The organism is Pseudomonas sp. GL_117, assembly GCF_057835125.1.
This window is the reverse complement of record NZ_CM174418.1, coordinates 1,714,224-1,735,191: the sequence shown is the minus strand read 5'-3', so window position 1 is coordinate 1,735,191 and position 20,968 is coordinate 1,714,224. Positions and strand designations below refer to the sequence as shown.

Here is a 20,968-nt window from a genome sequence, read left to right as displayed (position 1 = left end):
ACAGACCTCTGAGCGGATCTACACAGTGCTGTTTAAAGCATAGGCCAGCCCGGGCAAGTTGCCATTATTGGCGCCTATTCAGTCTGTTTATATCGACTCAGAGCCCCTCGTCCCAAACAGGTGTTTGGGGAAACCTCGACACCAGGAAATCCAACAGGCTGCGCAGTGCCGACGGCATGTGCTTGCGTGACGCGTATACCGCGTAGATGTGCATTTGCCGGGGCTCGGCCGCGGGCAGCAGACGCACCAGTTCGCCACGGCGGATGTAATCGCCGGCCTGGTAGCTGGGCAACATGCCCACCCCCGCCCCGGCCAGGGTCACGCGCAATAAGGTACTGGCCTCGTTGGCCGTGATGTTGCCGTGCACCGGCACCGAAACGTGTTCGCCGCCCTCTTCGAAATGCCACAGGCTTTTGCCGAAATAGGAATGGGTGAGGCAGTTGTGCCGCGCCAGGTCCTCGACTTTCTGCGGCGCCGGATGCTCCAGCAGGTACGCCGGGGTGGCACACACCACCGAGCGGCAAACCGTCAGGCGTCGGGCGATCAGGTTGGGGTCCAGGTCGGTGCTGGTGCGGATGGCCAGGTCGATGCGCTCATCCACCAGGTTCACCGTGCGGTCGAGCATTTGCAGGTCCACCGTCACCAGCGGGTAGCGCTTGACGTACTCGGCGATCGCCTCGGCCAATTGCGCCTGGCCGAACGAGGTGCTCACGCTCAGGCGCAGCAGGCCACGGGGCGCATCATCGGGCTCACTGACGGCGGCTTGCATGTCACAGCTCAGCTCCAGCAATTGCCGGCAACGGGGCAAGGTTTCGCTGCCAGCCGCCGTCAGGCTGAGCTTGCGCGTGGTGCGGTGCAGCAGGCGCGCGCCGACCCAATCTTCCAGCTCGGCCAGGTAACGCGAGACCACCGGGCGTGACAGGTCCAGGTGGTCGGCGGCGGCAGACTGGCTACCCAGGTCCACCACCGTGACAAACACACGCATTGCTTGAAGCCGATCCATGATTTGCCCGCTTTTAGAAACAAACTATGTCCCAGCATCGCATTTTTAGTTGGGTTTGGTGCAACTAAGCTCTGTGCATCCTTTGAATCGACTGCTGGAGCTGCCCGATGTTGTCCACCCTCAAACGCTTGACCCTGGCGACCGCCGCGCTGGCCTTCGCCGCGCACGCCGCCGCAGCCGACCTGACCCTTGAGGTGTACAACCCAGGCGAAGCCGCGATCTTCCCGGTCAGCTCGGTGCTGGTCAGCGGCGCCAAGGACGCGATTCTGGTGGACGCGCAATTCGGCAAGGCCCAGGCCGAGCAGCTTGTGCAGAAGATTCGCGCCAGCGGCAAGCATTTGACCACCATCTACATCAGCCACGGCGACCCGGACTACTACTTCGGCCTGGACACCCTCACCACTGCATTCCCCGATGCCAAGGTGCTCGCGCCGCAACCAGTGGTCGACCACATCAAGGCCACCGTGGCCGGAAAACTGGAATTCTGGGGCCCGAAAATGGGCGCCGACAAGCCGGCTAAAACCATCGTGCCGGACGTGCTGCCAGGCCATAGCCTGAGCCTCGAAGGCCAGCAACTGGAAGTCATCGGCCTGGACGGCGCGCAGCCGGATCGCAGCTTTGTGTGGATTCCTTCAATCAAGGCCGTGATCGGTGGCGTGGTGGTCGCCGAGAACATTCACCTGTGGATGGCCGACACCCAGAGTGCCCAGTCCCACAAAGACTGGCTGGCGACCCTGCAGCGCATCCAACAGCTCAAGCCACGCAGCGTGATCCCGGGCCACTACCTCGGCACGCCGACCCTGAAATCGGTGGCGTTCACTGCCGACTACATCAAGGCCTTCGACATCGAAACCGCCAAGGCCAAAGACTCCGCCGCACTGATCGCGGCCATGAAAAAGCGTTACCCGACCCTCGCCGACGAAAGCTCGCTGGAACTGAGCGCCAAAGTCGCCAAGGGCGAAATGAAGTGGTGAATGGTTTTAACCCCCTGACTGACTGGAGAAGATCATGAGCAAGATTGCAATCATTGGGGCTACCGGCCGTGCGGGTAGCCAACTGCTGGAAGAAGCGTTGCGTCGTGGGCACAGTGTCACCGCCATCGCGCGTAATACCGACAAGATCGCCGCGCGCCCTGGCGTCACGGTCAAGCAGGCCGATGCGCTGGACGCCCAGGCCCTGCAGGCAGCGGTCAGCGGCAACGATGTGGTGATCAGCGCGGCACACTTCGCCACCCTGCCCGCCAGTGCGGTGATCGGGCCGGTGAAAAAAGCCGGGGTCAAACGCCTACTGGTGGTGGGCGGCGCGGGTTCGCTGCTGTTGCCCGATGGCAGCCGCGTGATTGACAGCCCGGGCTTTCCGGCCGAGTACAAGGCTGAGGCCAGTGCCGGCGCTGAATTTCTGGCGGCGCTGCGTCAGGAGCAGGAACTGGATTGGACCTTCCTGTCGCCGTCGGCGGAGTTCGTGGAGACCGAGCGCACCGGCCAGTTCCGTGTGGGTCAGGACGATTTGCTGGTGAGCAGTGAAGGTCGTAGCTGGATCAGTTTTGCGGACTATGCGATTGCGTTGATCGATGAAGTTGAATCGCCAAAACACTCGCGCCAACGTTTCACAGTGGGCTACTGACACAACGCGGTAAAACCTGTGGGAGCTGGTTTATGTGGGAGCGGGCTTGCCCGCGATGGCGGTGGGTCAGCTACATCTGTGCTGACTGACAGGCTGCCTTCGCGGGCAAGCCCGCTCCCACAGTTGGATCTGCGGTGTCAGGACGATTGTGCCTCGCTGACCAACCAATCCATTAACGCTTCAAGCCCTTGCGACGGCACCGTCCCAGGCGGATACACCAGGTAATACCCCATCCCCGTCGGCACCCTCAGCGCAAAGGGCATCGCCAATCGTCCCGCCTTCACATCCTCGCCAATCAACGCGCTGTCGCCAATCGCCACGCCCGAGCCTTGGGACGCCACGGTCATCGCCAGGTCCAGCGTTTCGAAATGATGCCCCTGGGCCAGGTTGCTCAAGCGGGTGTTTGCCGCGCTCAACCACAACGCCCAATCCCGTTCGTCCCGCGTGGGGTGCAGCAGCACCTGTCGCTGCAGATCCGCCGGGCTGTGCAAGTCGCCGAGCAGCGTGGGCGCGCAGACCGGGGTGAGTTGTTCATCGAACAAATGCCGCGCCTCGGCCGGCTGCTCGGCGATGGGCGCATAGATCAGCGCCGCGTCGAACTGCTCGCGGCGAAAGTCCACGGTGTAGGCCACGGTGGTGGTGAGCTCCACCGGAACCTGCGGGCGCTCCTTTTGCCATTGCATCAGGCGCGGCAGCAACCAACGCATCACACAGGTGGAAGCCTTGAGTTGCAGGGTCTGGCGACGGCCGCCGATCTGCTCCACCGCCTCACCGATCAGGCCGAATACCTGTTGCACCCGCAGTGACCATTCGCGGCCCTCGTCGGTAAGGCTCAAGCCACGCGCCTGGCGCTGGAACAGCGCGTAGCCCAGATGACTTTCCAGCCCGGCGATCTGTCGGCTGACAGCGCCTTGGGTGATGTGCAATTGCTCGGCGGCGCGGGTGAAGTTGCAGCACTGGGCGGTGACCCAGAAGGTGTGCAACGCGGGCAACGGCGGAAGGCGTTTCATTGGAGGCGCAGCCATGACGTGGAGACATGGCTAGTATGACTTTTTATCGATTGTTGCCGCTACCGGCCAGCCGCTCCAATACCGCCTCGAATCCATAACAAGAGCGACCTCAATGGCGACCTGCGGCGAAGTATTGGTCAACCTCCTCGAAGGCTATGGCGTGGACCAGGTGTTCGGCATCCCCGGCGTGCACACCGTGGAGTTGTATCGCGGCCTGGCCCGTTCCAGCATCCGCCATGTCACCCCGCGCCATGAACAGGGCGCCGGTTTCATGGCCGACGGCTACGCACGCACCAGCGGCAAGCCCGGCGTGTGTTTCATCATCACCGGCCCCGGCATGACCAACATCACCACTGCGATGGGCCAGGCGTATGCCGACTCGATCCCGATGCTGGTGATTTCCAGCGTGCAGTCGCGCAGCCAGCTGGGCGGCGGGCGCGGCAAGTTGCATGAGTTGCCGAACCAGGGCGCGATGATGGCCGGCGTGGCGGCGTTCTCCCATACCTTGATGTCGGCAGCCGAGTTGCCCGGCGTATTGGCGCGGGCGTTCGCGCTGTTCCAGGCCGGGCGGCCGCGGCCGGTGCACATCGAGATTCCGCTGGATGTGTTGGTGGAAAACGCCGACGCGCTGCTCGGCAGCGAGCCGGTCAGCGTGGCGCGTGCCGGGGCGGCGCCGGCAGCGGTCAAGCAGATGAGCCAGTTGCTGGCGGCGGCCAAGCGCCCGTTGATCCTGGCCGGTGGCGGTGCCATCGATGCGGCCCCCGAACTGACCCGGCTGGCAGACGCGCTGGGGGCGCCGGTGGCCCTGACCATCAACGCCAAAGGCATGCTGCCGTCGACTCACCCACTGCTGATCGGCTCGACCCAGACCCTGCTCGCCACCCGCGCCCTGGTCGCCGAAGCGGATGTGGTGCTGGCCATCGGCACCGAGCTGGCCGAGACCGACTACGACGTCACCTTCGCCGGCGGTTTCAAGATTCCCGGCGCCCTGCTGCGCATCGACATCGACGCCGACCAGACCGTGCGCAACTACCCGCCGCAAGTGGCGCTGGTGGCCGACGCACAGATCGCCGCCGAGGCGCTGCTGAGCGAGCTGAACCGCCAACCACTGGCCCCACGCGAGGCCCACTGGGGCGCACCGCGCGTTGCCCGGTTGTGGGCCGAACTGGCGCCCACCTGGGACGCCGCCACCCGCGCGCAAACCCTGTTCCTCGACACCGTCCTGCAAGAACTGCCCGATGCGGTCATCGTCGGCGACTCCACCCAACCGGTGTACAGCGCCAACCTCACCTTGAACCTCGACCACCCGCGCCGTTGGTTCAATTCGTCCACCGGCTACGGCACCCTGGGCTACGCCCTGCCCGCCGCGATCGGCGCCTGGCTGGGACGTGGCACCGGGCAACCGGTGGTGTGCCTGATCGGTGACGGCGGCGTGCAATTCACCCTGCCGGAACTGGCCAGTGCGGTGGAGGCACGCACGCCGATCATCGTGCTGCTGTGGAATAACCAGGGCTACGAAGAGATCAAGAAATACATGCTCAACCGCGCCATCGAACCCGTCGGCGTAGACATCTACACCCCCGACTTCATCGGCGTGGCCAAGGCACTGGGCTGCGCCGCCGAGAGCATCCAGGGCATCACGCAATTGCGCGCCGCGTTGCGCGCCGCCATTGATCGCCAGGGGCCGACGCTGATTGAAATCGACCAGGGACTTTGGATGCAGGAGGTGGCGGTATGAACGGCGTGTTTATCAATGGCGAATGGCTGGCCGGTGGCGAGATGCTGGAGGTGATCAACCCGGCCACCGAAGCGGTGTTGGCGCACGTCAGCGTGGGCAATGCCGCGGCGGTAACGCGGGCGGTGGACGCGGCCAGTGCGGCATTCGGCGACTGGTCGAAAAGCACTGGCAGGGACCGCGGCGCACTGTTGCGCAAGGTCGCCAAAGGCGTGGCCGAGCAGCGCGAACCGCTGATGCAGTTGCAATCGAGCAACAACGGCAAACCGCTGTTTGAGGCGGGTATCGATGTAGACGACGTGATCGCCACCTTCGAGTACTACGCCGCGATTGCCGAGGACATGGACGCCGAGCAGGACCGTCCGGTCGAGTTGCCCACCACGGATTTCAGCGCACGCTTGCGCCGCGAACCGTGCGGCGTGGTGGGGCTGATTGTGCCGTGGAATTTTCCGATGGTGACCACCGCCTGGAAACTCGCGCCGGCCCTCGCCGCCGGCTGCTGCGTGGTGCTCAAACCGTCGGAGGTCACGCCGTTGGCCGAGCTGCAACTGGCGCGGATCATCGCCGCTGCGGGCTTCCCGGCGGGCGTGTTCAACCTGGTCTGCGGCACCGGCCTGGCGGTGGGTGCGCCACTGGCAGCGGACCGGCGCGTGGCAAAGATTTCCTTCACCGGCAGCAATGCCGTGGGGGTGCAGGTGATGCAGCGCGCGGCCGAAACCATCAAGGGCGTAAGCCTGGAATTGGGCGGCAAATCTTCGCTGCTGGTACTGGCCGATGCCGACCTCGACCTCGCCGTAGAGCTGGCGTGCGGCGGTGGTTTTTTCAACGCGGGACAGATCTGTTCGGCGACCAGCCGCGTGCTGGTGGCCGACAATTTGGCCGACGAATTCCTACGCCGTTTGCAGCTGCGCGCTGAAGGCATCCGCGTGGCAGATCCGTTTGCCGACGAGGTGGAAATGGGTGCGCTGATCAACCGTGCGCAATACCAGCGCGTGCTCGGGCACATCAGACGCGGTGTCGAGGACGGCGCGCGGTTAGTCTGCGGCGGTGAGCGTCCGGCGCAACTGACCCAGGGCTTTTTCATCCGGCCGACGGTGTTTACCGATGTGCCCTTGGACAGCGCGTTGTGGAACGAAGAGATCTTCGGCCCGGTGCTGTGTGTCAGACGTTTTGCCACTGAAGCCGAGGCAATTGCCTTGGCCAACGACAGCGATTTCGGGCTGGTGGCCAGTGTGGTCAGCAGTGATGCCGAAACCGCCGCGCGCGTGGCCAATGGGTTGCAGGCCGGGCTGGTGTGGATCAATGCACCGCAGGTGATCTTCCCGCAGACGGCGTGGGGTGGTTACAAGCAGAGCAGCATCGGCCGCGAGCTGGGGCCGTGGGGGTTGGCGGCGTTTCAGGAGGTCAAGCATGTGATCAGGCCCACCTGACACTGAAGTTCGCCTGTCGGCGCGAGATTGTGTGGGAGCGGGCTTGCTCGCGAATGCAGTGTGTCAGTCGCTGAAGGTATTGACTGATACACCGCTTTCGCGAGCAAGCCCGCTCCCACACAAGCCAGTTTCCGCATTTAGAGAGGTGGTGTGTCAGCGACCTGCATTTTTTCAATAGTGCCTGCGACTTTCTGATTTGCCCCCCTGCCCCGCCCGTGGCCTGATTCGCCCTTGTTCACTCAAGGCAGGCCCATGGAAAACGTTCACGCAAAACCCACCACCGCCGTTTGGCTGATGATCAGCGTGGTGCTGGTCGCCCTTAACCTGCGCCCCTCGATGGCGGCGGTCGGCCCGTTGTTGTCGTCGATACGCGGCGAGGTGCCGTTGAGTTTCAGCAGTGCCGCCTTGCTGACCATGTTGCCGGTGATGGCCATGGGGCTGGCGATGTTTTTTGGCATGGGCGTGGCCAAGCGCATTGGCGAGCACCGCAGCATTGTGTGGTCGCTGGTAGTGATTGGCGTGGCGACGCTGTCACGGTTGTTTTTGGATTCGGCGCTGGAGTTGATCGTCAGCGCGATTGCCGCCGGGGTCGGGATCGCCTTGATCCAGGCGTTGATGCCGGCGCTGATCAAGTCGCGCTTCAGCGATAACGTCTCGCTGTTCATGGGCTTGTACGTCACTGCGATCATGGGCGGCGCGGCATTGGCGGCGTCGTTCGCGCCGTTCGTGCAGGTGCAGACCGGCAGCTGGCGCATCGGCCTGGCCGTGTGGGCGCTGCTCGCGCTGCTGGCCCTGGTGTGCTGGTACAAACAGCGCGCAGCATTGCCGCCGTTGCCCCACGCCGCTGCCGGCGCGCAGGAGTCGTTTTTCGGCAACCGCCGCGCCTGGCTGCTGGCGGTATTTTTTGGGCTCGGTACAGCGTCCTACACCTGTGTACTGGCGTGGCTGGCGCCGTACTACGTGGAGCAAGGCTGGAGTGAACAGAACGCCGGTTTGCTCCTGGGTTTTCTGACGGCGATGGAAGTGGTTTCCGGCTTGGTCACCCCGGCTATCGCCAACCGTCGCCAGGATAAACGCGGTGTGGTCGCCGTGTTGCTGGTGCTGATCATCCTGGGTTTCTGCGGCCTGATCCTCAGCCCGCAACACCTGAGCCTGCTGTGGCCGTGCCTGCTCGGCCTGGGCATCGGCGGGCTGTTCCCGATGAGCCTGATCCTGTCGCTAGACCATCTGCACAACCCGCGCCGCGCCGGTGGCCTGACTGCGTTTGTGCAAGGCGTGGGCTACCTGATTGCGGGCTTGTCGCCGCTGATCGCCGGGATGATCCGCGACCAGTTGGGCAGCTTCGAATGGGCTTGGTGGTCGCTGACAGCGGTAGTGGTGGTGATGCTGCTGATCGTCACGCGCTTCGACCCCAGGCATTACGCCCGCCATATCCGCTGACGTCGTGTTGCCAACAGTATTTGTCTCACGCCAAACATAGAAACGCCCTACAGAGCTTTCTAATGGTACGGCCGTTCCGTTAAGCTTTTGCGCTGTCTTGTACTGAGTTCGGTACAACGGGTTTACGGACGAAACCGATGTTAAACAGTAACTTGCTCAGAAAGCTCGATATGCAGGACTTGATGGTGTTTATCGCCGTCTACGACCAGAGCAGCGTTACCGACGTGTCCGAAACACTGTTCGTCAGCCAGTCAACCGTGAGCTACAGCCTGAAGAAACTGCGCACCAGTTTTGAAGATGAGCTGTTTATCAACACGCGGGCGGGCATGCGTCCGACGTACAAGGCCACCAGCATGTATGGCCATGTGCAGAAGATCCTTGAAAGCATCAACCTGTGCCACGCCGGTGGCCAGGCGTTTGATCCGACGCAAAAGGCGGTGACCTTCAATGTGTGTGCTCCGGAGTATTTCGAGCAGTTGATCCTGCCGCGCCTGCTGAAGAACTTCGACCGCGCCGACCTGCCGGTGATCGTCAATGTGCAGAAACTGGAAACCGACATCCCGGCCGACGACCTGCGCGAAGGCCGCCTGGATCTGGTGATCTGCTTCGGCCCGCACTTTCACCGCGCCCACAAAGACTTCAAGACCCAGATGCTGCTGGAAGACGACCTGGTGTGCGTATTCGACAAGCGCTCGGCGCCGAAAGAGCCGGCGTTCAGCCTGCAATCCTTCATCGAACGGCGCCACGTATTTCCCACGCCGTGGACCTCCGACACCAACATGATCGACGGCTGGCTCGCGCGCCAGGCCCACAAGCGCCAAGTGATTGCCCGCGCCAACAGCTATAGCGCCGCGCTGAAAATGATCACCGGCACTGACTTTATCGTCACCCTGCCGCGCCGCGTGCAGAAGCTGCTGGCCCCCGCCACTGTGTTTGGCCACTGCGAGGCGCCCAACGGGTTGCCGGGGTTCACCCTGGATATGCAATGGAACGAAACCAGTGAGCAGGACAGTGCCAATACGTGGTTTCGTGAGCAGGTGGTGAAAGTCTGCGCTGAACAGGGCTTGCTATAACGCTTTGCGGTGAGGGAGCTTGCTCCCTCGCCACAAGGGGTTGTGGGTCAGCCGATGGCGACTTTGCTGTAGGAATCACGATCTATATCCAGCAGTTCAACGCTCAATTGAACCTGCACGCCTTCAGGCCACACATTGAGCTCCTGCAACACAGCCAGCAGGCTTTCCGAGAGTTGCTTCTTGGCCTGCGGCGAACGCCCACTGAGCAATGCCAGGCGCACCGCAACAAACCCACGCTCGTTCAGGCCGGTGCCGACACGGAAATTCTCGACCTTGCACGCACGGCTCTTGATGTCGAACTCGGCGCCGAACTGACCGGAGGCCACCAACGCATGGTTCAGGCGCAACAAGGCCTTGTCGGTGTCCAGTTGCGTCAGGTTGGCGGTGTATTCCAGGTGCAGGTGCGGCATGGGTGTCTCCGAGGCTAACGTAGGAAGATTTCTAGATATATCACGGATAAACGCCTCAGGCTTGGGTTGCCAGGCCGCGGTCACTCATAAACGCTTCCAGTCGTGAACGCACCCAGCGCTCGGCCGGGTCGGTGTCCACGTGGCTGAGCCAGACCATGGACAAATCCAGGGTTGGCGTCTCGAACGGAAACGGCTCGCAGAACAGGTTGCCCGACACGGCCATGGCCTCGGCGGTGTAGTCCGGCAGGCTGGCGATCAGGTCGGTGCCGGCCAGCAGCGCCGGCAATGCGCTGTATTGCGGCACCGATAACACCACCTGGCGCTTGCGGCCGATCTCTGCCAGCCACTCATCGGCAAACCCGGAGACATTGGCGGTGTGGGACACCAGCACATGGGGCCGTGAGCAATATTCATCGAGGGTCAGCGGTGTGTCGGACGCGTCGGCGCGCAGGATGCGCGGGCGGATATGGCGCAGCAGTTTGCGCTTGGCATTGGCCGGCAGGCCACGGGTCTGGGTGATGCCCACGGTGATGTCGCCAGACGCGAGCAGATCGGGGATGCGCCAGTAGTCGACGTGCTGCACCACGAACACCACCTTCGGCGCTTCGCTGCGCAGACTGCGCAGCAAAGGCGGCAGCAGGCCGAACTCGACATCGTCGGACAGGCCGATACGAAAGGTCATGGAACTGATCGAGGGGTCGAAATCGTGAGTCAGGCTCAAGGCTGACGACAGCGAATCCAAAGCCGGCGACAAGTGCTGGATGATTTCCTCGGCGCGCGCGGTGGGTTCCATGCGATGACCGACGCGAATGAACAGCGGATCGTTGAACAATGTGCGCAGACGGTTGAGCGCCGAACTGATGGTGGGCTGGCCGAGAAACAACTTCTCCGCGACCCGCGTGACGTTGCGCTCCAGCATCAGTGCTTCGAAGACCACCATCAGGTTGATGTCGGCCTTGCGTAATTCATTGCGATTCATCGGCGCCTGCCCTTTCCCCACGACAAGCCGCAGTGTAGGAAGCCCGCGGGGCTGCGTCTATGTGCACACTGTTCATCCGGCGGCTTTGGGACTATAAATCAGCGCTTGAAGGTCGCGGGAACACCATCGTGTGGGTCATTATCGCCTTGGCCATTGTCGTGGCCGGGTTCTGTATCTGGGTTGTTCAGTTCATCGCCTCCCCCACCGTGAGGACGCTACTGCGCGTGTTCATCGGTTTGTGCCTGGCGGCGGTGATCGCCTTTGTGGTGCTGGCGGCGGGGTTTCCGACGTCGTTGCTGGTGTAGTGCCCTTTTTGTCTGCTTGTGGAATGGATGCCCTGCTGTGATAAAACCAACCCTCTGCCTCGCCTCGCTGCTGTTGATGGCCAGCTACCGCCCAGGGCTGCTCCCTCTGCCCACTACCGACAAGGACCGCCAACCATGAAATTTGCCTACACCATCATCTACGTGCCCGACGTGGCCGCCTCCCTGGATTTTTTTGAAAAAGCCTTCGGCTTCAGTCGCCGTTTCCTGCATGAATCCGGCACGTATGGCGAGCTGGAAACTGGCGAGACCACGCTCTCGTTCGCTGCCCATGAACTGGGGGAGATGAATTTCCCCGGCGGCCATGTGCAGGCGCATGCCTCCAAGCAGCCCTTGGGCATGGAGGTGGGGTTTGTGACTGAAGACGTGCTCGTCGCCCATGCCAAGGCCCTTGAACACGGCGCGACCGAACTGTCGGGACCGAGCGCCAAGCCGTGGGGGCAAGTGGTGTCGTATGTGCGCTGCCCGGATGGGACGCTAGTGGAGTTGTGCACACCTATCCAAGGCTGAACATAGAAACCCTGTGGGAGCGGGCTTGCTCGCGAAGGCGGTGGGTCAGTTGAAGTATCTGTAACTGACCCACCGCCTTCGCGAGCAAGCCCGCTCCCACACAAGCCCGCTCCCACATTTGATCTTCACCGCCGAGGGATCAGGGTTTGAGCGGACGCTCCTGATCCCGTTCGGAAAGTTCTGTACCGTCGTCTGGATGCTTCCAGGTCTGTGGCTTTTCTTCCTCACGTCGCCGGGGTTGCTCACCCTGTGGCACTTCCCGTGGTTTCTGTTTGTCAGTCATGTCCATCTCCGGTCCTTAAAAATGGGTCGCACCTTCAAGCATAGAACAGCGTCGGCATTTGCGGCGGGGCCGGCCATTGACAACCAACGCGCATCAATCCATCCAAATTTGTCACTTTTCATTTCTAAATGTGTCAGCCACTATTCTAGGTCTTAAGCGAAACAAGCACTTTTAAAAGAACGCTGGAGACACAAAACCATGACTAGTCCGACCCGGCCCGACGCTGCCCACTCTAAAGTTGGCGCGGTATTTCGCGTGACTTCGGGTAACTTCCTTGAACAGTTCGACTTTTTTCTGTTCGGTTTCTACGCCACCTACATTGCTGCCGCGTTCTTCCCCGCCGCTAATGAGTTTGCGTCATTAATGATGACCTTCGCCGTGTTCGGCGCAGGGTTCCTGATGCGTCCATTGGGCGCGATCATCTTGGGCGCCTACATCGATGACGTCGGCCGCCGCAAAGGGTTGATCGTGACCCTGTCGATCATGGCCAGCGGCACGCTGTTGATCGTGCTGGTGCCGGGTTATCACAGCATTGGCCTCTGGGCGCCGTTGCTGGTGCTGCTGGGGCGCCTGCTGCAAGGCTTCTCGGCCGGCGCAGAGCTGGGCGGTGTGTCGGTGTACCTGGCCGAAATGGCCACCCCGGGCCGCAAAGGCTTCTACACCAGCTGGCAGTCGGGCAGCCAACAGATCTCCATCGTGGTCGCCGCCGCACTCGGTTACGGCCTGAACGTGTGGATGGAGCCCTCCGTGGTCGCCGATTGGGGCTGGCGCATTCCGTTTGCCGTCGGTTGCGTGATCATTCCGTTCATCTTTGTGCTGCGGCGCAACCTGCAGGAAACCGAAGAGTTCGCCAACCGCAAGCATCGCCCGACCATGCGCGAAGTGCTGGCCACCCTGGTGAAGAACTGGAGCGTGGTCATCGGCGGCATGCTGATGGTGGCGATGACCACTACCGCGTTCTACCTGATCACCGTGTACGCGCCGACCTTCGGCAAGACCGTGCTGCAACTGAGCACGTCCGACGCGCTGTTGGTGACCTTGCTGGTGGCCGTGTCGAATTTTGTCTGGCTGCCCATCGGTGGCACCTTGAGCGACCGTTTCGGGCGCAAGCCGGTGCTGATCGCCATGACGACGCTGACCGTTCTCACGGCTTACCCAGCACTGTCCTACGTGGTGAACGCACCCAGCTTTGCCCATATGCTGGAAACCCTGCTGTGGTTCTCCTTCCTGTATGGCATGTACAACGGCGCAATGATCCCGGCCCTTACCGAGATCATGCCGGTGGAAGTGCGCGTGGCCGGTTTCTCCCTGGCCTATAGCCTGGCGACCGCGATTTTCGGCGGTTTCACCCCGGCGATCTCCACCTGGTTCATCCACATCACTGAGGACAAGGCTTCGCCGGCCTACTGGATGATGTTCGCCGCAGCCTGCGCGCTGTGCTCGACCCTGGCCCTGTATCGCCGCGCCAACAGTCGCGGCCAGGTGATGCAGGGGGCGGCATGATGAAGCCGCTGCTCAATACCCTGACGGCCCTGGCCCTCGGTGCGCTGGCGCTGGCGGCCCAGGCCGAGGAGCTCAAGGTGATGACCTCCGGAGGTTTCACCGCTGCCTATAAACTACTGGGCCCGCAATACGCCCAGCAGAGCGGCGACACCCTGGACACCATTCTCGGCCCGTCGATGGGCAAGGCACCGGAAGCGATTCCCAACCGCCTGGCCCGTGGCGAACACGCTGACGTGGTGATTATGGTCGGCTACGCCCTGGATGACCTGATCAAGCAGGGCAAGGTCGACAAGGCCTCCCGCGTGGAACTGGCGGACTCGCGCATCGGCCTGGTGGTGAAGGAAGGCGCGCCCAAACCGGCGATCGGCACCGATGTCGAGCTCAAGGCAGTGCTGAGCAAGGCCAAGTCCGTGGCGTATTCGGACAGTGCCAGCGGTGTGTATGTCGAGAAGGAGTTGTTCCACAAACTCGGCATGCCGGCCAAGGGCAATATGATCGAACGCATCCCGGTGGCCTCGGTGGTCGCGAAGGGGGACTACGAAGTCGGTCTACAGCAGGTCGCGGAATTGTTACCAGTGCCAGGGGTGACTTACGTCGGAAAAATCCCGGAGGACGTGCAGTCTGTGACGCGTTTTGCGGCGGGTATTCCCGTCAATGCCGAACACCCGGCGCAGGCCAAGGCGCTGCTGCAATTCCTCGCCTCGCCCGCAGCGCAACCGGTGGTGCAATCCACCGGCCTGGACTCGGTGTCACGCTGACCGAAACGGCATCTCCCGCACCAATCGCTCCAACTCCAGCGCCGCCGGCGGCAACGTCCGTCCGCGGCGCTTGATCAAGCCCACGTTGCGCATCACCTGCGGTTCCACCAACGGCACACTGACCAGCAGCGGGTGTTCGTTCGCCGGCATGGCAATCGAGGGCACCATCGCCACCCCCAACCCCGCCTCTACCAGCCCGATCATCGTGGTCACGTGGTGCGTCTCGCAGATGCTCGGCTTTTTCACCCGCACGCCTCGCAGCGCCTGATCCAGCAGGGAGCGGTTGCCTGAAGTCTTATCCACGGTGATGTAGTCATGTTCGTAGGCCTCGGCCCACGGCACGCTCTCACGCCCGGCCAACGGATGATCACGGCGACACGCCAGCACATAGCGCTCCTGCAGCAGCAACTCGAACTCCACTTCATCAGCCAGGCTGCCGCTGAAACTCACGCCAAAGTCCGCCTCGCCACTTCCCACGGCGTTGCACACTTCACCGGCGCTCGCATCCAGCACGCGCAGGCGAATTTTCGGATACAGCTTGTGGAATTCGGAGATCACGTGGGGCATGAAGTAATACGCGGTCGACGGTACGCAGGCGATGGTGACATTGCCCATGCGCGTGGAGGCAACGTTACTGATGCCCATCAGCGCGATGTCGAGGTCGTCGAGCATGCGCTCCACCTGTGGCAGGAAAGCGCGGCCGACCATGGTCAGGCTGACCCGCCGTGTGGTGCGCTCGAACAGCTTGACGTCGAGGGCGGACTCGAGCTTTTCGATACGTCGGCTGAGCGCCGGCTGCGAGATTCGGATCGCCTCGGCAGCGCCGCGAAAGCTGCCCTTGTCTACCACGGCGCGGAAGGCTTGGAGGTCGTTGAGGTCGAAGTTGATGATCACGAAGAAGGGCCAGTGAGGTCGATTTGTCGGCCATTATCGTACGAATGCAGCGGCAACAGGCCTGCGCGCATTTAAAAAACCCCCTCACCTGCGTAGTCTGCATGCCGAATCCTATCGACCGAGCGATCAATGACCTCCCGATTCCATAACAAAAACCCATTGCGTCTCTGGCGACTCGGGGCGTGCCTCATCGGCGCTCCGGTTATCGCCGCCCTCGGTTTCTTCGCCTGGCAAAGCTTCTACCCCGTGAGTGCGGCGAGCGGTTGGAGCGTTCAGGTGGTACACCGCGACGTGGCGAAAGCGGCATCGCTGATGCCGTTGCCGAACGGCTCACTGATGGTCAGCCAGGAACTCGACAAGGGTCAGGGCAGCATCGTGCGCATCCACCCCGACGGATCGCGCGAGGTGGTGGTGGCCAACCTGTCAAAACCCGACGGCATTGTGCCAACCCGCGGCGGCTGGGTGTTCAGCCAGGAGTCCGCCGACTTGCCCGTCAGTTTCTACAAGGACGGCGTGGTCACCGAACTGTTCAAGGGTGACAGCGTGCAAGGCGTGTGGGTTGAAGGCGACGACCTTTACGCCATCGAAGACCGCAAGCCAGCCGGGCGCCTGCTGCGTTACCGCTGGAGCGACCAGTCTCTGACCGTGCTGCGCGACCAGGTGCAGGAAGGCGAAGCCATCGTGCGCTGCACGGACGGCCGCCTGCTCTACAACGAGAAGAAAAAGGGCGTGGTGCGCGAGCTGACCGCCGACGGCAGTGACCCGGTGGTGCTGGGCAATTTGAACCAGCCGACCTTCCTGATGTGCGACGAGCGCGGGCTGTGGATCAATGAAGATGCCACACACCGGGCGCGATTGCTGCTGATTGATAAGCAGGGGCGCCAGCAGACCATTCTGTCGTTCCTCAAAGCCCCGCAGTCGATTGTGCCTACCGGACGCGGGACTTATCTGGTGGCCGAGGGCGGGAGAAACCGCGTGCTGGAGCTGACGCCTGAGTAACATCTCCCGCGACGTAGATCACGGCCGCTGAAATCGCGATACCCGCGAACGACAATACTGAGAACGTCGAAAACTCCCCCGAGTCGGTTTGAAATGGAAAAAACTCTAATCGCCTGCGTGCTGATCACTTGCCTGACCGGCTGTGTCGGTGCGCAACTTTCACTTCCCGAGCCAAAAAACGCAGCCGCTCCAGATCAGCGGGAATCATCCACCAAAGAAACCGAACGCCAATGGTGCGGCATGACGCTTTGGGTTGGGTTGCCACTGCCGCTGCAACTTCCCGTTTGCCAGTCACGCCCTCCTCCGTCCTACCTATACGCATGCGGCCCTTTCATGTTCCTGGGACCGATCATGCACAGCTACGAGGGGAATGCCTTGTGTGGAAAGTTTCTTTGAGAGCCATCGGCATACACGCACGCGGGGCACCCCCCGGTGCCTGCCAGCGCGCCTGCCAGACGCTTCGCATCGATAGCACTGATGATTACTATCGAAACGAGCGCCTGCTCGATATTCGCAACCGATTCCTATAATCCCCTCCCTGACTCCCTCCCCTCGCCTGGCTTCAGGCGACATTCACCTCGGAACCCACCATCATGCCAAGCGCCAGCCAGGCCCCTAGCGGCCTTCCCGAACACAATCAGCAAAGCGTCAAACAGCAGTGGCTGGCCATTCTTTCAGTGGCCGTTGGCGCCTTCGCCCTGGTGACCAGCGAGTTTCTCCCGGTAGGCGTACTCAACGACGTCGCCAGCGACCTGGGTATCAGTGCCGGGCATGCCGGACTGATGGTAACCCTGCCCGGCATCATGGCCGCCCTCGCCGCGCCTTTGCTGTCGGTGTTCATTGGCGCCATGGACCGTCGCTACCTGCTGATCAGCCTGACGCTGATCATGATCATCGCCAACTCGGTCGTGGCCTTTGCCAGCGACTTCAACCTGCTGCTGTTCGGTCGCGTACTGCTAGGCATCAGCATTGGCGGGTTCTGGGCCACGGCCATCGCCCTCAGCGGCCGCCTGGCGCCCAAAGGCGTGGGTGTGGCGAAGGCCACCTCGATCATCATGATGGGCGTGACACTGGCCACCGTGTTGGGCGTGCCCGTAGGCACCTGGCTCAGCGGCTTGATGGGCTGGCGCATGACTTTTCTGGTGACTGCACTGGTTGGCGTGCCGGTGTTGCTGGCGCAGGTCTTCCTGCTCCCACGGCTGACTCCGGAAAAAGCCATCCGCGTGAGTGACCTGCCGGCCTTGTTTATCAACCCACAAGCCCGGGTCGGATTGATCGCCGTATTGCTGATCGGTCTGGCGCACTTTGCCGCCTATACCTACGTCGCCCCTTTCTTCAAACAGAGTGCCGGTTTCGATGGGCCGACGATCGGCTCGCTGCTACTGCTCTATGGCGTGGCCGGCGTGCTGGGCAACATCTTTGCCGGTTTCGCCGCCAACCGTAGCGTGCGCAACACCCTGCTGCTGGTCGCACTGATGATCGGCACCAGCACCGCCCTGTTCCCCCACTTCGCCACCGGCATGACCGGCGCAGCGATGCTGATCGCACTCTGGGGCTTCGCCTTCGGCGCCTTCCCGGCCTGCGCCAGCATCTGGATGTTTGTCGTGGCACCCAAGGACGTCGAACGCGGCATGCCGCTCTTCGTCGCCTTGTTCCAGGTGATCATCGCCCTGGGCTCGTTCTTCGGCGGACGGATCGTCGATCAGATGGGCAGCTCGGTGTTGTTGAGCCTGGCCACGGCGTTGGTCGGGGCGGGTTTTGTGACGGTGCTGGTGCTGGGTCGCAAGGTGAGCAATAGCCTGGTGGCTCAACCGGCCTAAACGGAAAGTCGTTGACTAAAAAGCCTGCTGAGCATTGAGCCCAGCAGGCTTTTTTGTTTCAGGTGAGCAACATGACGGCCAATCTTCGTCATGCCTCCTAACACAATGGCGCGCGTGCCCCCACGCCTCTGAACTAGCCTTGGAAGGTCGCCGACGTGGCGACTGGCTGACAAGGAGCTTATATGCCAACGAGGTATCGGGATGCGGTCACGGGAGAGTACGTGACAGAAAGTGAGGCGAAAAAAAGACCACGGGAGACGGTGAAGGAGACGGATAAAAAGCCTGCGTCAAAGCCGAAGGATTTGAGTAGTACAGCGGAGTAATGAAATCCGAAAACAAAAAAGCCCCGTAGACTTTTGTCTACGGGGCTTTTATTTGTATGGCGGAGAGATAGGGATTCGAACCCTAGGTACCGGTGAAGGTACAACGGATTTCGAATCCGTCCCATTCGGCCACTCTGGCATCTCTCCAACGGCGCGCATCATAACAGCGTGGTTCAGGAAAGCAAAGCTCGAAGCGAGATTTTTTTCCGTGCTATCAGATGCTTGCGTCGATTAAAGCGGTACGCCAAGACGATTGGCGACTTCTTCGTAGGCTTCGATAACGTCACCGAGGCCCTGGCGGAAGCGGTCTTTGTCCATCTTCTTCTTGGTGTCCTTGTCCCACAGGCGGCAGCCGTCCGGGCTGAATTCGTCGCCCAGGACGATGGAGCCGTCGTGGAACACACCGAATTCGAGCTTGAAGTCCACCAGCAGCAGGCCGGCGTCGTCGAACAGCTTGCTCAGCACATCGTTGACCTTGAGGGACAACTCCTTCATGCGCGCCAGTTGTTCAGCGGTGCCCCAGCCGAACGCCACGACGTGGGATTCGTTGATGAACGGGTCGCCCTTGGCGTCGTCCTTCAGGAACAGCTCGAACGTGTAAGGGTTGAGCTTGAGGCCCTCTTCCACGCCCAGGCGCTTGACCAGGCTGCCGGCAGCGTAGTTACGCACGACGCATTCGACCGGGATCATGTCGAGCTTCTTGACCAGGCACTCGTTGTCGCCCAGCAGTTTGTCGAATTGGGTCGGAATGCCGGCCTCTTCGAGCTTCTGCATGATGAAGGCGTTGAACTTGTTGTTCACCATGCCTTTGCGATCAAGTTGTTCGATGCGCTTGCCGTCGAACGCCGAGGTGTCGTTGCGAAACAGCAGGATCAGGCGGTTGGCGTCGTCGGTCTTGTACACCGACTTGGCTTTGCCGCGGTAGAGTTCTTCACGTTTTTCCATGATGGGCTCCGCTTTGAGTGAGGTGGGCTAGGCGATGTGTCGCCAGTCGAGCCCTGAATCTTGATCGGCCAGTTGCAGCCAGTCCGGGTCGCACCCGAGGGTGTCGACAAAACATTGCCGGGCAAGCGTCGGCAGGTTGTTCTTGCTGCTCAAGTGGGCCAGGACCAGGTGTTGCAGGTCTTGCCAGCCCAACTCATACACCAGGTATGCCGCCTGGTGGTTGTTCAAATGTCCCAGTTCGCCACCGACCCGCTGCTTGAGAAAGTACGGGTAATGACCACGAGCCAGCAGGTCCCGACAGTGGTTGGCCTCGATCATCAACGCATCGAGGTCGCGGTAGCCGTCCAGCACCTTGGAGCAGTAGGACCCCAGGTCAGTAAGCACGCCGAAACGCCGCTCACCGCCACTGAAGACATACTGCGTCGGTTCCTGGGCGTCATGTGCGACGGCAATCACATCAATGCTCAACGCACCGATCTGCAGTTGCTCGCCACCGGCCAGGAAACCTCTAGGCTCGATAGGTTTGCGCATCCCGCGCAGGGTGCCGCGACTGAGGTACACCGGAAGATTGTAGCGCCGAGACAGCAAACCCACGCCATGCACGTGGTCGGCATGTTCGTGGGTTACCAGAATCGCGCTCAGCTGCGCGGGGTGTACCCCCAGGCGCAGCAGGCGCCGCTCGGTTTCTTTTAACGAGAAACCACAATCCACCAGCACATACGTGTCGTCATGTGCGACCAGCGTGCCGTTCCCTTGGCTACCGCTGCCGAGAACGGCAAAACGCATCGGATCAGCCCAGGTTGTCCTGAATCACGCCCAACACTTTGCGCGCTGTTTCAGCCGGCGCAACGGTGTTGATGTTCTTCTCGACGGTGACTTGCACGCTTTCGCCAACCTTGCTCAAACGAACCTGGTAACGCTCGGCGCGGGTCTCGATTTCTTCCTTGGTCGGTTTGCTGCCGAACAGCTTGCCGAAGAAACCTGGCTCGTCGTCTTTACGCTCGGCTTTTTCAGCCACGTTGATGTAGTACAGGCCCAGGCTGCGGTTGATGTCTTCAACACGCCAAGGGCCCTGCTCCAGGGCGCGACCTACACTGGCCCACGCACGGTCGAGGTCTTCGCCGAGGTTCAGCACCACGTTGCCGCTGCCGTCCTCGGTGAGGCTGACACGGCTCGGAGTATCGTAATCACGTGCGGCGAGCAGGGAGACCGAACCGCCCTTCTCGGAAATACGGCTCATGCTGGCCAGCATTTCGTCGACCAGTGCCGAATCAACACCGGTGTTGACCGAACGGTTGGTGAAATCAACGTTGGCGGTGCTGCCGGCAGGACGCTCGGCGCTGACCACATAGACTTCGCTGGTATTACGCTGTACACCCGGCTCGATGCGCACACGCACACGGGTTTCGCTGTCGGAGGCTACGCCACCGGCCTGCAGGCGCTTGGCCATGGTGGCCGACAGTTCGTTGCCCTGCTGCCATGCCGTGGTGAATTCACCGGTCTGTGGACGCTGCTGGTCGATGCGGAAACCGTTGTCCTGGAAGAACTGCACTGCCACTGGCCAGACTTCGGCGGGTGGACGCTGAGCCACGATCCAACGCGAATCACCGCTCTTCTGCAGGCTGTAATCGCTGGCATCGGCCACGGCCGAGATCGGCTGTGGACGTGGCACAACGTACTCACCCTTGGTGGTGTCGTCGGCGACATTGCGCGGGATCGGCAGCAACGGGTCAAGGCGCTTGGCGACGTTGACGTCCGGTGGCAGTTGCATCGGTTTGGTTGCTTGTGCTTCCAGGTAATCGCTGCCGCGGTCACGGAAGTAGCCTTCCGGGCCCCAGATCCAACCGCAGCCACTGGTGCTGGAGATAATCAAGGCAAGTGCGGAAAGTCCGGCCAATCGCTTCATG

General features: G+C 61.9%; 21 protein-coding genes and 1 tRNA gene. 12 read left to right on the top strand and 10 right to left on the bottom strand.

The genetic code is table 11. The features are described 5' to 3' along the window. Positions 1–97: 97 nt before the first annotated feature. A complete protein-coding gene (locus AC3ISR_RS07815) occupies positions 98–1,003 on the bottom strand; it encodes a LysR family transcriptional regulator (protein ID WP_226455287.1) in 906 nt (301 codons plus the stop codon). 107 nt (positions 1,004–1,110) lie between these two features. On the opposite strand from AC3ISR_RS07815, the gene AC3ISR_RS07810 reads away from it, so the two are divergent. Further along, a complete protein-coding gene (locus tag AC3ISR_RS07810; protein WP_192299138.1) occupies positions 1,111–1,977 on the top strand; it encodes an MBL fold metallo-hydrolase in 867 nt (288 codons plus the stop codon). Positions 1,978–2,011: 34 nt separating this feature from the next. Continuing rightward, the gene (locus AC3ISR_RS07805; protein ID WP_192299139.1) at positions 2,012–2,626 is read left to right on the top strand and encodes an NAD(P)-dependent oxidoreductase; all 615 of its coding nucleotides are present in this window, start codon (positions 2,012–2,014) and stop codon (positions 2,624–2,626) included. A gap of 137 nt (positions 2,627–2,763) precedes the next feature. Here the strand turns inward: AC3ISR_RS07805 and AC3ISR_RS07800 are convergent, their stop codons facing one another. Next, positions 2,764–3,636: a LysR substrate-binding domain-containing protein gene (locus AC3ISR_RS07800; RefSeq protein WP_489324673.1), complete on the bottom strand. Its 873-nt coding sequence runs from the start codon at positions 3,634–3,636 to the stop codon at positions 2,764–2,766. Between the two features lie 112 nt (positions 3,637–3,748). On the opposite strand from AC3ISR_RS07800, the gene AC3ISR_RS07795 reads away from it, so the two are divergent. The 4 genes from AC3ISR_RS07795 to AC3ISR_RS07780 all read left to right on the top strand — a co-directional run bounded on the left by AC3ISR_RS07795 (position 3,749) and on the right by AC3ISR_RS07780 (position 9,314). Further along, a complete protein-coding gene (locus tag AC3ISR_RS07795) occupies positions 3,749–5,374 on the top strand; it encodes a 5-guanidino-2-oxopentanoate decarboxylase (protein WP_463984383.1) in 1,626 nt (541 codons plus the stop codon). Beyond that, a complete protein-coding gene (locus AC3ISR_RS07790) occupies positions 5,371–6,801 on the top strand; it encodes an aldehyde dehydrogenase family protein (RefSeq protein ID WP_463984384.1) in 1,431 nt (476 codons plus the stop codon). The genes AC3ISR_RS07795 and AC3ISR_RS07790 overlap by 4 nt, the downstream gene beginning before the upstream one ends. Before the next feature lie 252 nt (positions 6,802–7,053). After that, complete coding sequence (locus AC3ISR_RS07785) at positions 7,054–8,241, top strand: cyanate transporter (protein ID WP_192299143.1); 1,188 nt, start codon at positions 7,054–7,056, stop codon at positions 8,239–8,241. Between the two features lie 137 nt (positions 8,242–8,378). Continuing rightward, positions 8,379–9,314, top strand: a complete 936-nt coding sequence (locus AC3ISR_RS07780) for a LysR family transcriptional regulator (RefSeq protein WP_463984385.1) — start codon at positions 8,379–8,381, stop codon at positions 9,312–9,314. A gap of 47 nt (positions 9,315–9,361) precedes the next feature. Here the strand turns inward: AC3ISR_RS07780 and AC3ISR_RS07775 are convergent, their stop codons facing one another. Continuing rightward, a complete protein-coding gene (locus AC3ISR_RS07775) occupies positions 9,362–9,724 on the bottom strand; it encodes a 5-carboxymethyl-2-hydroxymuconate Delta-isomerase (RefSeq protein WP_192299145.1) in 363 nt (120 codons plus the stop codon). A gap of 55 nt (positions 9,725–9,779) precedes the next feature. Then, the gene (locus tag AC3ISR_RS07770) at positions 9,780–10,703 is read right to left on the bottom strand and encodes a LysR substrate-binding domain-containing protein (protein ID WP_192299146.1); all 924 of its coding nucleotides are present in this window, start codon (positions 10,701–10,703) and stop codon (positions 9,780–9,782) included. A 128-nt stretch (positions 10,704–10,831) separates the two neighbouring features. On the opposite strand from AC3ISR_RS07770, the gene AC3ISR_RS07765 reads away from it, so the two are divergent. After that, on the top strand, positions 10,832–11,008 hold the full coding sequence (locus AC3ISR_RS07765; protein WP_192299147.1) for a hypothetical protein: 177 nt from the start codon (positions 10,832–10,834) through the stop codon (positions 11,006–11,008). Positions 11,009–11,143: 135 nt separating this feature from the next. Beyond that, positions 11,144–11,536: a VOC family protein gene (locus tag AC3ISR_RS07760; protein ID WP_192299148.1), complete on the top strand. Its 393-nt coding sequence runs from the start codon at positions 11,144–11,146 to the stop codon at positions 11,534–11,536. Between the two features lie 139 nt (positions 11,537–11,675). Here the strand turns inward: AC3ISR_RS07760 and AC3ISR_RS07755 are convergent, their stop codons facing one another. Then, entirely contained in the window at positions 11,676–11,819 is a 144-nt protein-coding gene (locus AC3ISR_RS07755) for a hypothetical protein (RefSeq protein WP_192299149.1), read from the bottom strand. Between the two features lie 198 nt (positions 11,820–12,017). Here AC3ISR_RS07755 and AC3ISR_RS07750 point away from each other — a divergent pair, with 198 nt between their 5' ends. Continuing rightward, positions 12,018–13,322, top strand: coding sequence for an MFS transporter (locus AC3ISR_RS07750; protein ID WP_226455278.1), 1,305 nt, complete (start codon positions 12,018–12,020; stop codon positions 13,320–13,322). Then, on the top strand, positions 13,322–14,080 hold the full coding sequence (locus AC3ISR_RS07745; protein WP_489324837.1) for a substrate-binding domain-containing protein: 759 nt from the start codon (positions 13,322–13,324) through the stop codon (positions 14,078–14,080). The genes AC3ISR_RS07750 and AC3ISR_RS07745 overlap by 1 nt, the downstream gene beginning before the upstream one ends. Here the strand turns inward: AC3ISR_RS07745 and AC3ISR_RS07740 are convergent. Continuing rightward, a complete protein-coding gene (locus tag AC3ISR_RS07740; protein WP_192299151.1) occupies positions 14,072–14,974 on the bottom strand; it encodes a LysR family transcriptional regulator in 903 nt (300 codons plus the stop codon). The genes AC3ISR_RS07745 and AC3ISR_RS07740 overlap by 9 nt on opposite strands. Before the next feature lie 129 nt (positions 14,975–15,103). On the opposite strand from AC3ISR_RS07740, the gene AC3ISR_RS07735 reads away from it, so the two are divergent. Both AC3ISR_RS07735 and AC3ISR_RS07730 read left to right on the top strand, forming a co-directional pair. Next, positions 15,104–15,973, top strand: coding sequence for an SMP-30/gluconolactonase/LRE family protein (locus tag AC3ISR_RS07735; RefSeq protein ID WP_225595516.1), 870 nt, complete (start codon positions 15,104–15,106; stop codon positions 15,971–15,973). Positions 15,974–16,566: 593 nt separating this feature from the next. Next, entirely contained in the window at positions 16,567–17,793 is a 1,227-nt protein-coding gene (locus tag AC3ISR_RS07730; RefSeq protein ID WP_192299152.1) for an MFS transporter, read from the top strand. Between the two features lie 380 nt (positions 17,794–18,173). Here AC3ISR_RS07730 and AC3ISR_RS07725 read toward each other — a convergent pair. The 4 genes from AC3ISR_RS07725 to bamC all read right to left on the bottom strand — a co-directional run bounded on the left by AC3ISR_RS07725 (position 18,174) and on the right by bamC (position 20,967). Continuing rightward, positions 18,174–18,263 (bottom strand) — tRNA-Ser (locus AC3ISR_RS07725). 84 nt (positions 18,264–18,347) lie between these two features. Beyond that, complete coding sequence (gene purC, locus AC3ISR_RS07720; RefSeq protein WP_003172493.1) at positions 18,348–19,061, bottom strand: phosphoribosylaminoimidazolesuccinocarboxamide synthase; 714 nt, start codon at positions 19,059–19,061, stop codon at positions 18,348–18,350. Between the two features lie 27 nt (positions 19,062–19,088). Next, positions 19,089–19,847, bottom strand: a complete 759-nt coding sequence (locus AC3ISR_RS07715) for an MBL fold metallo-hydrolase (protein ID WP_192299153.1) — start codon at positions 19,845–19,847, stop codon at positions 19,089–19,091. A gap of 4 nt (positions 19,848–19,851) precedes the next feature. After that, positions 19,852–20,967, bottom strand: a complete 1,116-nt coding sequence (gene bamC, locus AC3ISR_RS07710) for an NlpB/DapX family lipoprotein (protein ID WP_192299154.1) — start codon at positions 20,965–20,967, stop codon at positions 19,852–19,854. Between the last annotated feature and the right edge of the window lies 1 nt (position 20,968).

Excerpts from the sequence above, each read along its gene's own strand:
- AC3ISR_RS07795 (WP_463984383.1), top strand. The coding sequence starts at position 3,749 with ATGGCGACCTGCGGCGAAGTATTGGTCAACCTCCTCGAAGGCTATGGC.
- AC3ISR_RS07785 (WP_192299143.1), top strand. The coding sequence starts at position 7,054 with ATGGAAAACGTTCACGCAAAACCCACCACCGCCGTTTGGCTGATGATC.
- AC3ISR_RS07735 (WP_225595516.1), top strand. The coding sequence starts at position 15,104 with ATGACCTCCCGATTCCATAACAAAAACCCATTGCGTCTCTGGCGACTC.
- AC3ISR_RS07800 (WP_489324673.1), bottom strand. The coding sequence starts at position 3,636 with ATGAAACGCCTTCCGCCGTTGCCCGCGTTGCACACCTTCTGGGTCACC.
- AC3ISR_RS07755 (WP_192299149.1), bottom strand. The coding sequence starts at position 11,819 with ATGACTGACAAACAGAAACCACGGGAAGTGCCACAGGGTGAGCAACCC.
- AC3ISR_RS07790 (WP_463984384.1), top strand. The coding sequence starts at position 5,371 with ATGAACGGCGTGTTTATCAATGGCGAATGGCTGGCCGGTGGCGAGATG.
- purC (WP_003172493.1), bottom strand. The coding sequence starts at position 19,061 with ATGGAAAAACGTGAAGAACTCTACCGCGGCAAAGCCAAGTCGGTGTAC.
- AC3ISR_RS07780 (WP_463984385.1), top strand. The coding sequence starts at position 8,379 with ATGTTAAACAGTAACTTGCTCAGAAAGCTCGATATGCAGGACTTGATG.
- AC3ISR_RS07760 (WP_192299148.1), top strand. The coding sequence starts at position 11,144 with ATGAAATTTGCCTACACCATCATCTACGTGCCCGACGTGGCCGCCTCC.
- AC3ISR_RS07810 (WP_192299138.1), top strand. The coding sequence starts at position 1,111 with ATGTTGTCCACCCTCAAACGCTTGACCCTGGCGACCGCCGCGCTGGCC.
- AC3ISR_RS07745 (WP_489324837.1), top strand. The coding sequence starts at position 13,322 with ATGAAGCCGCTGCTCAATACCCTGACGGCCCTGGCCCTCGGTGCGCTG.
- AC3ISR_RS07805 (WP_192299139.1), top strand. The coding sequence starts at position 2,012 with ATGAGCAAGATTGCAATCATTGGGGCTACCGGCCGTGCGGGTAGCCAA.
- bamC (WP_192299154.1), bottom strand. The coding sequence starts at position 20,967 with ATGAAGCGATTGGCCGGACTTTCCGCACTTGCCTTGATTATCTCCAGC.
- AC3ISR_RS07815 (WP_226455287.1), bottom strand. The coding sequence starts at position 1,003 with ATGGATCGGCTTCAAGCAATGCGTGTGTTTGTCACGGTGGTGGACCTG.
- AC3ISR_RS07715 (WP_192299153.1), bottom strand. The coding sequence starts at position 19,847 with ATGCGTTTTGCCGTTCTCGGCAGCGGTAGCCAAGGGAACGGCACGCTG.
- AC3ISR_RS07750 (WP_226455278.1), top strand. The coding sequence starts at position 12,018 with ATGACTAGTCCGACCCGGCCCGACGCTGCCCACTCTAAAGTTGGCGCG.
- AC3ISR_RS07775 (WP_192299145.1), bottom strand. The coding sequence starts at position 9,724 with ATGCCGCACCTGCACCTGGAATACACCGCCAACCTGACGCAACTGGAC.
- AC3ISR_RS07770 (WP_192299146.1), bottom strand. The coding sequence starts at position 10,703 with ATGAATCGCAATGAATTACGCAAGGCCGACATCAACCTGATGGTGGTC.
- AC3ISR_RS07730 (WP_192299152.1), top strand. The coding sequence starts at position 16,567 with ATGCCAAGCGCCAGCCAGGCCCCTAGCGGCCTTCCCGAACACAATCAG.